This window comes from Pseudomonas sp. UBA6276, assembly GCF_002438365.1.
Taxonomy (GTDB): Bacteria; Pseudomonadota; Gammaproteobacteria; order Pseudomonadales; family Pseudomonadaceae; genus Aquipseudomonas; species Aquipseudomonas coleopterorum.
Genome location: NZ_DJUS01000067.1, coordinates 1 through 8,900 on the forward strand (window position 1 = coordinate 1; position 8,900 = coordinate 8,900).

The following is an 8,900-nucleotide window of genomic DNA, read 5'->3' on the forward strand; positions in this document are numbered from 1 at the left end:
CGATATTGTCGAAATAGGCATAAAGTTTGTAGCTCTCGGTGTTCGCGCTGGTGGACAGACCACTGACACGCAAGGCCAACAGCAGCAAAGCCAGGATACCGGCCAGAAGGAACAGGCCGACTCCGACTTCCATTGATCGGTTTTGCATCAGAAATCTCCAAACATCAGGGCGGTCAGAATAAAGTCCAGGCCCAGGACGGCCAGCGACGCATAGACCACGGTCTTGGTGGTGGCGCGGCTGATGCCCTCGGACGTGGGTTCACAGTCATACCCCTGGAATACGGCGATCCAGGTGACGACGAAAGCGAATACCAGGCTCTTGATCACACCGTTGAGCACGTCATCGGTGAAATTGACGCTGTTCTGCATGTTGGCCCAGAACGATCCCTCGTAAACCCCCAGCCAATCGACGGCCACCCAGGATCCACCCCAGATACCGACGACGCTGAAGATCATGGCCAGCAGCGGCAGGGAAATGAAACCGGCCCACAGCCTTGGCGCAACGATGTACTTGAGCGGGTCGACGCCGATCATTTCCAGGCTCGACAACTGCTCGGTCGACTTCATGTTGCCGATCTCGGCGGTCAGTGCCGACCCTGCGCGACCGGCGAACAATAGAGCGGTCACAACCGGCCCGAGTTCACGCAACAGCGTGAGCGCGACCATTTGTCCGACCGCCTGCTCGGAGCCGTACTTGGCCAGGATGCTGAAGCCCTGCAACGCCAGTACCATACCGATGAACACACCGGACACGACAATGATCAGCAGCGACATCACACCCACGGAATACAGCTGCTTCATCAGCAGTTGAAAACCGCCACCGATACCGCCGCGGCCCACCAACGCGTGCCCCAGGAACAGCCCGGAACGCCCCAGGATGCCGACCATGTCGATGGCCGATCGACCGAACAGGCGCACTCGCTCCATGATTGATTTCTTGCGCATCAACGCTTCCCCAGCAGATCGGCGCGGTAATCGGGCGCGGAAAAATGAAAAGGCACGGGGCCGTCGGGATCGCCCTTCATGAATTGACGGACGCGCGGATTGTCCGACGCCATCAATGCCTCGGGCGTACCATGACCCAGCACCTGACCATCGCCAACCACATAGATGTAGTCGGCAATGCTCGCGGTTTCCGCTAGGTCGTGGGAGACCACGATACTGGTGATGCCCAGGGCATCGTTGAGCAGACGGATCAGCCGGACCAACACGCCCATGGCGATCGGATCCTGGCCGACGAACGGTTCGTCGTACATCAGTATCTGCGGATCCATGGCAATGGCACGGGCCAATGCGACACGACGCTTCATGCCACCGGACAATTCGTCGGGCATCAGTTCGATGGCGCCACGCAGCCCGACGGCCTGCAGCTTCATCAGAACGATGTCGCGGATCATGTCTTCGGGCAGGTCGGTATGCACCCGCAGCGGGAAGGCCACGTTCTCGAACACGTCCAGGTCGGTGAACAGCGCTCCGCTCTGGAACAGCACGCCCATGTGCTTGCGCGCATCGAACAGGTCGCTGCGCGATAGCTTGGGCAGGTTCTGGCCATTGACCCAGACCTCGCCGCCGGTGGGTCGCAGCTGGGCGCCCATCAGACGCAGGAGCGTCGTCTTGCCGCTACCTGAAGGCCCCATGATACCGGTGACCTTGCCGCGAGGAATGCGGATATCGACATCGTTGAAAATGCTCCGCGCACCGCGCTTGAAAGAAACCCCTTTCAGCTCGACCGCGTAGGCGCTATCGGCACTCATTTAAACTCCTTGCAGTGCAACCTTACCCTCGGACGCTCATCTTCTGACCGAAGACACTTGGCGCGGACAGGCCGAACAAGCGGCGAACTATAGCATTGCAGACAGGTGCCGCCCAAGATCGATCCATTGGCGTGCCGTGTCGTTGATTTGTACAGGCCGCAAAATAGGCAGGTGAGTCGCTCGCCCATTCCCGCTATAATCGCCGCCTTTTCACCGGGCCTACCGATTTTCGCCATGAGCCAGACCAGCGACCTGATCCAATCCGCGCACCGCACCATCCGTCTCGAGATCGAAGCGGTAGAGGGCCTGCTTGCCCATATCGATGCCGATTTCGTGCGCGCCTGCGAACTGATCCTCGAAAGCGACGGTCGCGTGATCGTGCTGGGCATGGGCAAATCCGGGCACATCGGCAACAAGATCGCCGCGACCCTGGCCAGCACCGGCACCCCGGCGTTTTTCGTGCATCCTGCCGAGGCCAGCCACGGCGACATGGGCATGATCACCCGCCAGGACGTCATCCTGGCCCTGTCCAACTCCGGTTCGACCGCAGAAATCGTCACATTGCTGCCTTTGATCAAGCGCATGGGCATTCCCATGATCAGCATGACCGGCAACCCCGACTCGCCCCTGGCCCAGGCCGCCGAGGTCAACCTCGACGCCCGTGTCGCCCAGGAAGCCTGCCCGTTGAACCTGGCACCGACCTCCTCCACCACGGCGACCCTGGTGCTGGGCGATGCCCTGGCCATCGCCCTGCTCGAGGCGCGAGGCTTCACCGCCGATGACTTTGCTTTTTCCCATCCCGGCGGCGCCCTGGGTCGTCGCCTGCTGCTCAAGGTCGAACACGTCATGCATACCGGCACTGCGCTGCCACAGGTAGCACGCGGTACGCTGCTGCGCGATGCGCTGATGGAAATGACCCGCAAGGGTCTGGGCATGACCGCCGTCCTGGAGGCCGACGGTCGCCTGGCCGGGATCTTCACCGATGGCGACCTGCGGCGCGCATTGGATCGCACCATCGATGTCCACAACACTCGAATCGAAGACGTCATGACTTCCCACGGCAAGACCGCACGCGCCGACATGCTGGCCGCCGAGGCGCTGAAGATCATGGAAGACAACAAGATCAACTCACTGGTCGTGGTCGATGACCAGGACTGTCCGGTAGGCGCCTTCAACCTGGGCGACCTGCTGCGCGCGGGAGTCATGTAATGACCGGAAATGACGCAATGACCGATACTGGCAGCAGCGAGCTTCTGCAACGTGGCAAGGCCATCAAGCTGGCCGTATTCGACGTCGACGGCGTACTGACCGATGGCCGCCTGTATTTCCTAGCCGACGGCAGCGAGTTCAAGAGCTTCAGCACGCTGGATGGCCAAGGGATCAAGATGCTCATCAACAGCGGCGTGACCACTGCGATCATCACCGGCCGCAGCAGCCCGGTGGTGGAGCGGCGCGCCCGCAACCTGGGCATCGCCCACCTGTTCCAGGGCCGCGAAGACAAACTTGTGGTACTCGATGGTCTGCTCGCCGAACTGGGTCTGAGCTATGAGCAAGTGGCCTATCTGGGTGACGACCTGCCCGACTTGCCGGTGATTCGCCGGGTGGGGCTGGGCATGGCAGTGGCCAATGCCAATGCGTTCGTGCGCCAGCATGCCGACGGTGTGACCCAGGCCAGTGGTGGCATGGGCGCAGCGCGCGAGTTCTGCGAGCTGATCCTGGCTGCTCAAGGCAATCTCGAAGCGGCCCGCGCCGCCTACCTGTAGGGCCTGACATGCTGAACAAGAAAATCCGCAATATCGTGATCCTGGGTGTGCTGGGGCTGCTGTTCGCCGCCATCGGCTACTGGGACATCAGTCCGGAGCGCTTCCTCGACCAGCCAGCCGCGGCCGTCGACGAAAGCCAGATCGATTACTACGCTATTAACGCGAAGGCTCGCCAGTACCTGCCCGACGGTGGCGTGCAGTACGACATGACCGCCGACAAGGTCGAGCACGTCAAGACCTCGCAGGTGACCTTGCTGACCAAGCCCGACATGCAGCTGTACCGCGGCACTGTCTATCCATGGCACGTGACCAGCGACCGTGGCGAGGTCAATCCCGATGGCAGCCAGGTCGAGCTGATCGATTCGGTTCGCATCGCGCGCACCGACCAGAAAAGCCGCGCCACGCTGATCACCAGCTCGCGCATGACCGTTTTCCCACAGAAGCAATATGCGCAGACCGACCAAGACGTTAGAATTGACGGCGCCGGTGGCGTGTCGACGGCCAAGGGCATGAAAGCGTATCTGAATGACAGCAAGATCAACTTGCTGTCCAACGTAAGAGGACAGTATGAGGCTCGTTAAAACCCTCCCCTTTTTGCTCAGCCTGAGCGCAGCACTGGGAAGCGCGAGCGCCTGGGCACTGCCCACTGACCGCGATCAGCCCATTCATATCCAGTCCGACGATGCCCAGCTCGACGACAAACAGGGTGTGGCGACCTACAAGGGCAATGTGATCATTACCCAGGGGTCGATGAAGATCACCGGCAACACCGTGACCATCACTCGCAACGCCACCGGCGACGTGGACGTGTTCACTGCCGTCGGCAACCTGGCCTATTACGAGCAGAAACCTGCAGTGGACAAGCCCATCGTGCAGGCCTACGGCGTGACCATCCAGTACTTCGCGGCGCAGAACCGCATCGTGCTGATCGACAAGGCCAAGGTCATCAACGACGGCAACACCTCCGAAGGCGAGAAGATCGTCTATGACACGGTGCGCCAGGTGGTCAACGCCGGCCGTGCCACGGGCAGCAAGGTCACCACGCCTCGTCCGCGGATCGACATGGTGATCCAGCCCAAGAAGAAATCCGACGCACCGCAGAAGGCCCAGTAATGGCAGTCCTGAAAGCGCAGCACCTGGCCAAGAGCTACAAGAGCCGACAAGTCGTACGCGACGTGAGCCTGTCCATCGAAAGCGGACAGATCGTCGGCCTGCTGGGCCCCAACGGTGCCGGCAAGACCACTTGTTTCTACATGATCGTCGGCCTGGTGCAGGCCGACCAGGGTCGCGTCCTCATCGACGACCTGGATGTCAGCCACCAGCCGATGCACGGCCGCGCCCGTTCGGGTATCGGCTACCTGCCGCAGGAAGCCTCGATCTTCCGCAAGCTGTCGGTGGCCGACAACATCATGGCCATCCTGGAAACCCGCAAGGAACTCGACGCCGCGGCCCGTCTGGCCGAGCTCGAAGGCCTGCTGCAGGAGTTCCACATCACGCACATTCGCGACAACCTGGGCATGAGCCTCTCGGGTGGTGAACGCCGCCGCGTGGAGATCGCGCGGGCACTGGCCACCGCGCCCAAGTTCATCCTGCTGGACGAACCCTTTGCCGGTGTCGACCCGATCTCGGTGGGCGACATCAAGCAGATCATCCACCACCTCAAGACCAAGGGCATCGGCGTATTGATCACCGACCACAACGTCCGCGAGACCCTGGATATCTGTGAAACGGCCTATATCGTCAATGATGGCCAGTTGATCGCCGAAGGCGATGCCCAGACCATCCTGGCCAACGATCTGGTCCGCGAAGTCTACCTGGGCCACGAGTTTCGCTTGTAAAGCCCAAGGGCGCCATCGCCCTCCTGCGGGCATTAATTTTCATGGCGCCCTAGGCAAACACTCAGGTTTCAGGCATATAATTTGCTTACGACATAAGCCGGGTACCTCGGTACCCGTAGTAGAAGGCGCTTCGCGCCGGCGACCAAGGTGTTAAGTTCCTGCCATGAAACCATCGCTCGTCCTACGTATGGGCCAGCAACTGACGATGACACCGCAGTTGCAACAGGCCATCCGCCTTCTCCAGCTATCGACCCTGGACCTCCAGCAGGAAATCCAGGAAGCGCTGGAATCCAATCCCATGCTCGAACGCCAGGAAGAAGGCGACGACTTCGACAACAGCGACCCGCTGGCCGACAACATCGAGCAAAAGCCGACCCAGGAGATCCAGGAACCGAGCTTCCAGGAGTCTGCGCCGACGGTGGACAACCTCGAGGAAGGCGACTGGAACGAGCGCATCCCCAACGAATTGCCCGTGGACACGGCCTGGGAAGACATCTACCAGACCAGTGCCAGCAGCCTGCCGAGCAACGATGACGACGAGTGGGACTTCACCACGCGCACGTCGGTCGGCGAGAGCCTACAGACGCACCTGCTGTGGCAGCTGAATCTGGCGCCCATGTCCGATACCGATCGGCTGATCGCCGTGACCATCATCGACTGCATCAACAATCAGGGTTATCTGGACGAGACGCTGCAGGAAATCTGCGATTCGTTCGACCCCGAGCTGGACATCGAACTGGATGAGATTGAAGCGGTTCTGCATCGCATCCAGCAGTTCGAACCGGCCGGCATCGCCGCCCGCGACCTGAGCGAATGCCTGACGCTGCAACTGCGCCAGCTACCGGCAAAGACCCGCTGGCTGGCCGAAGCACAGCGTCTGGTGAGCGATTTCATCGACATGCTGGGCTCGCGTGACTACAGCCAGTTGATGCGTCGCATGAAGCTCAAGGAAGACGAACTGCGCCAGGTCATCGAACTGGTGCAGAGCCTGAACCCGCGGCCTGGCTCGCAGATCGAATCCAGCGAACCCGAATACGTCGTGCCCGACGTCATCGTGCGCAAGGACAACGACCGCTGGCTGGTCGAGCTCAATCAAGAGTCGGTCCCGCGGCTGCGGGTCAATCCGCAGTACGCCGGCTTCGTGCGGCGCGCCGACACCAGCGCCGACAACACCTTCATGCGCAACCAGCTCCAGGAAGCGCGCTGGTTCATCAAGAGCCTGCAAAGCCGCAATGAAACCCTGATGAAGGTTGCCACCCAGATCGTCGAGCATCAGCGTGGCTTCCTCGATTACGGCGACGAAGCCATGAAGCCCCTGGTGCTGCACGACATCGCCGAGGCGGTGGGCATGCACGAGTCGACCATTTCTCGCGTGACCACGCAGAAATACATGCACACGCCGCGTGGCATATACGAGCTGAAATACTTTTTCTCCAGCCATGTCAGCACCTCCGAGGGGGGCGAATGCTCCTCCACCGCGATCCGCGCGATCATCAAGAAACTGGTCGCCGCCGAAAATCAGAAAAAGCCGTTGAGTGACAGCAAGATCGCTGGTTTACTGGAGGCACAAGGCATCCAGGTAGCCCGCCGAACGGTCGCCAAGTATCGCGAGTCCCTAGGGATTGCGCCGTCCAGCGAACGCAAGCGGTTGATGTAGCCCTGCGATGTGCCACAGCGTTCCAGTGGCAGGCACCCAAGCCTGCTTCTTTATGCAATGGCAATAAGGAGAAGCGGTATGCAAGTCAACATCAGTGGACACCAACTGGATGTGACCGAACCCCTGCGAACCTACATCGGGGAAAAACTCGAGCGTCTCGAACGCCACTTCGACAAGATCACCAACGTGCAGGTGATCATGGAGGTCGAGAAGCTCAAACAGAAAATCGAAGCCACCCTGCGCATACCCGGTGGCGAGGTGGTTGCCAACGCCGAACATGACGACATGTACGCGGCCATCGATCTGCTTACCGACAAGCTGGATCGCCAACTCAAAAAGCATAAGGAAAAACAGCAGAGTCTGTTGCAAGGCGCGACTGCTCGCTGACACTCCCCACCCATGATCCGATTAGAAACCATCCTGACCCCCGGCCGTTCACGTGTGAACGTGCCGGGCGGCAGCAAGAAGAAAGCACTCGAAGAGATCGCCAACCTGATCGGTCGTGAAGTGCCATCGCTCGACACCCAGACCGTGTTCGAAGCGCTAATTGCCCGTGAAAAACTGGGCTCCACCGGATTCGGTAACGGCATCGCCATACCCCATTGCCGGCTCAAAGGCTGCGATACGCCGGTCAGTGCCCTCGTTCACCTGAGCGCGCCGATCGACTACGACGCAATCGATGGCGCCCCCGTCGACCTGCTATTCGTGCTTCTGGTGCCCGAAGCGGCTACCGATGCGCACCTGGAATTGCTCCGCCAGATCGCCAGCATGCTCGATCGCAAGGAAGTGCGCGAAAGACTGCGTTCGGCGCCCAGCAATCAAGCCTTGTACCAAGTGGTACTGGACGAACAGAACGGTCGTTAACCATGCGTTTGATCATCGTCAGTGGCCGCTCAGGCTCAGGCAAGAGCACTGCCCTGGATGTTCTCGAAGACAACGGTTTCTATTGCATCGATAACTTGCCGGCTGGGCTGCTGCCCGAACTGGCCGAGCGTGCGTTGATCCACACCGAACTGGCGCAGCCCCAAGTGGCGGTATCGATCGATGCGCGTAACCTGCCCAGCCATCTGTCACGCTTTCCGCAGTTACTGGCTGAAATGCGCGCCAAGCACATCCAATGCGATGTCCTGTACCTGGACGCCGACGAAGAAACGCTGCTCAAGCGCTTCTCCGAGACCCGACGTCGACACCCTCTGAGCAACAGCAACCGCTCGCTGGCCGAAGCCATCCGGGTGGAAAGCGATTTGCTCGGGCCTATCGTCGACTTGGCCGATCTCAAGATCAACACCACCAGCCTCAACCTCTACCAGTTGCGCGACGCCATCAAGGTGCGGCTGCTGAACAAGCCGGAGCCGGGCACCGCGTTTCTGGTGGAATCGTTCGGCTTCAAGCGTGGCATGCCGATAGACGCCGACCTGGTGTTCGACGTGCGCTGCCTGCCCAACCCGTACTGGAAGCCGGAATTGCGCGATCAGTCCGGGCTCGATGCGCCGGTCGCCGAATACCTGGCAGCGCAGCCGGACGTCGAAGAGATGTATCAGGACATCTCTTCTTACCTGCTCAAATGGCTGCCCCGCTTCGCTGCCAGCAGCCGCGCTTACGTGACGATCGCCATTGGCTGTACAGGCGGGCATCATCGCTCGGTATACTTGACCGAGCGCCTGGGCCGATTGCTGCAGCAGTCGCTCAAGAACGTCCAGGTTCGCCATCGCGACCTCAGCTGAAAGGATCCTCCGCGCAATGCCCGCCTTCCAAGTAGAAATCATCAACAAGCTCGGCCTGCACGCCCGCGCCGCGGCAAAATTCGTCGGTGTGGCGGGACGCTATCCCTGTCAGGTGCGCGTCGGTCGCACGCCAGAGTCACTGGTCGATGGCAAGAGCATCATGG

12 protein-coding genes and 1 pseudogene are annotated in these 8,900 nt (G+C 60.6%); 10 read left to right on the plus strand and 3 right to left on the minus strand.

Features of this window, described 5'->3' with window-relative positions:
• From B2V21_RS07795 to B2V21_RS07805, 3 genes and pseudogenes are all read right to left on the minus strand, one after another.
• A pseudogene (locus B2V21_RS07795) lies at positions 1-148 on the minus strand (outer membrane lipid asymmetry maintenance protein MlaD); the annotation flags it as partial.
• Positions 148-945 carry a lipid asymmetry maintenance ABC transporter permease subunit MlaE gene (mlaE, locus tag B2V21_RS07800; protein ID WP_049860587.1) on the minus strand — a complete coding sequence of 266 codons (798 nt, stop codon included), beginning with the start codon at positions 943-945 and terminating at the stop codon, positions 148-150. The pseudogene B2V21_RS07795 and the gene mlaE, both read right to left, overlap by 1 nt.
• Positions 945-1,754: an ATP-binding cassette domain-containing protein gene (locus B2V21_RS07805; RefSeq protein ID WP_049860586.1), complete on the minus strand. Its 810-nt coding sequence runs from the start codon at positions 1,752-1,754 to the stop codon at positions 945-947. Before B2V21_RS07805 ends, mlaE begins: the two co-directional genes overlap by 1 nt.
• Before the next feature lie 234 nt (positions 1,755-1,988).
• Here B2V21_RS07805 and B2V21_RS07810 point away from each other — a divergent pair, with 234 nt between their 5' ends.
• The 10 genes from B2V21_RS07810 to B2V21_RS07855 form a co-directional block, all read left to right on the plus strand.
• The gene (locus tag B2V21_RS07810; protein ID WP_282346703.1) at positions 1,989-2,963 is read left to right on the plus strand and encodes a KpsF/GutQ family sugar-phosphate isomerase; all 975 of its coding nucleotides are present in this window, start codon (positions 1,989-1,991) and stop codon (positions 2,961-2,963) included.
• A gap of 17 nt (positions 2,964-2,980) precedes the next feature.
• Positions 2,981-3,517: a KdsC family phosphatase gene (locus tag B2V21_RS07815; protein WP_286916518.1), complete on the plus strand. Its 537-nt coding sequence runs from the start codon at positions 2,981-2,983 to the stop codon at positions 3,515-3,517.
• Between the two features lie 8 nt (positions 3,518-3,525).
• Positions 3,526-4,098 carry an LPS export ABC transporter periplasmic protein LptC gene (gene lptC, locus B2V21_RS07820; RefSeq protein WP_049860583.1) on the plus strand — a complete coding sequence of 191 codons (573 nt, stop codon included), beginning with the start codon at positions 3,526-3,528 and terminating at the stop codon, positions 4,096-4,098.
• Positions 4,085-4,630, plus strand: coding sequence for a lipopolysaccharide transport periplasmic protein LptA (lptA, locus tag B2V21_RS07825; RefSeq protein ID WP_049860582.1), 546 nt, complete (start codon positions 4,085-4,087; stop codon positions 4,628-4,630). Before lptC ends, lptA begins: the two co-directional genes overlap by 14 nt.
• Positions 4,630-5,355 carry an LPS export ABC transporter ATP-binding protein gene (gene lptB / locus B2V21_RS07830; RefSeq protein WP_049860581.1) on the plus strand — a complete coding sequence of 242 codons (726 nt, stop codon included), beginning with the start codon at positions 4,630-4,632 and terminating at the stop codon, positions 5,353-5,355. The genes lptA and lptB overlap by 1 nt, the downstream gene beginning before the upstream one ends.
• A 163-nt stretch (positions 5,356-5,518) precedes the next feature.
• On the plus strand, positions 5,519-7,012 hold the full coding sequence (locus B2V21_RS07835) for an RNA polymerase factor sigma-54 (RefSeq protein ID WP_049860580.1): 1,494 nt from the start codon (positions 5,519-5,521) through the stop codon (positions 7,010-7,012).
• Positions 7,013-7,090: 78 nt separating this feature from the next.
• Complete coding sequence (hpf, locus tag B2V21_RS07840; RefSeq protein ID WP_049860579.1) at positions 7,091-7,399, plus strand: ribosome hibernation-promoting factor, HPF/YfiA family; 309 nt, start codon at positions 7,091-7,093, stop codon at positions 7,397-7,399.
• Between the two features lie 12 nt (positions 7,400-7,411).
• Positions 7,412-7,876, plus strand: coding sequence for a PTS IIA-like nitrogen regulatory protein PtsN (gene ptsN, locus B2V21_RS07845; protein ID WP_049860578.1), 465 nt, complete (start codon positions 7,412-7,414; stop codon positions 7,874-7,876).
• A gap of 2 nt (positions 7,877-7,878) precedes the next feature.
• Complete coding sequence (gene rapZ, locus B2V21_RS07850) at positions 7,879-8,736, plus strand: RNase adapter RapZ (protein WP_056845020.1); 858 nt, start codon at positions 7,879-7,881, stop codon at positions 8,734-8,736.
• Between the two features lie 16 nt (positions 8,737-8,752).
• On the plus strand, positions 8,753-8,900 hold a 148-nt coding region (locus tag B2V21_RS07855; RefSeq protein ID WP_286916519.1), incomplete at its 3' end, for an HPr family phosphocarrier protein.

Bases quoted from the DNA above. Each gene is read 5' to 3' on its own strand.
- lptA (WP_049860582.1), top strand. From the start codon at position 4,085: ATGAGGCTCGTTAAAACCCTCCCCTTTTTGCTCAGCCTGAGCGCAGCA.
- B2V21_RS07810 (WP_282346703.1), top strand. From the start codon at position 1,989: ATGAGCCAGACCAGCGACCTGATCCAATCCGCGCACCGCACCATCCGT.
- mlaE (WP_049860587.1), bottom strand. From the start codon at position 945: ATGCGCAAGAAATCAATCATGGAGCGAGTGCGCCTGTTCGGTCGATCG.
- B2V21_RS07805 (WP_049860586.1), bottom strand. From the start codon at position 1,754: ATGAGTGCCGATAGCGCCTACGCGGTCGAGCTGAAAGGGGTTTCTTTC.
- lptC (WP_049860583.1), top strand. From the start codon at position 3,526: ATGCTGAACAAGAAAATCCGCAATATCGTGATCCTGGGTGTGCTGGGG.
- B2V21_RS07835 (WP_049860580.1), top strand. From the start codon at position 5,519: ATGAAACCATCGCTCGTCCTACGTATGGGCCAGCAACTGACGATGACA.
- B2V21_RS07815 (WP_286916518.1), top strand. From the start codon at position 2,981: ATGACCGATACTGGCAGCAGCGAGCTTCTGCAACGTGGCAAGGCCATC.
- lptB (WP_049860581.1), top strand. From the start codon at position 4,630: ATGGCAGTCCTGAAAGCGCAGCACCTGGCCAAGAGCTACAAGAGCCGA.
- hpf (WP_049860579.1), top strand. From the start codon at position 7,091: ATGCAAGTCAACATCAGTGGACACCAACTGGATGTGACCGAACCCCTG.
- rapZ (WP_056845020.1), top strand. From the start codon at position 7,879: ATGCGTTTGATCATCGTCAGTGGCCGCTCAGGCTCAGGCAAGAGCACT.
- ptsN (WP_049860578.1), top strand. From the start codon at position 7,412: ATGATCCGATTAGAAACCATCCTGACCCCCGGCCGTTCACGTGTGAAC.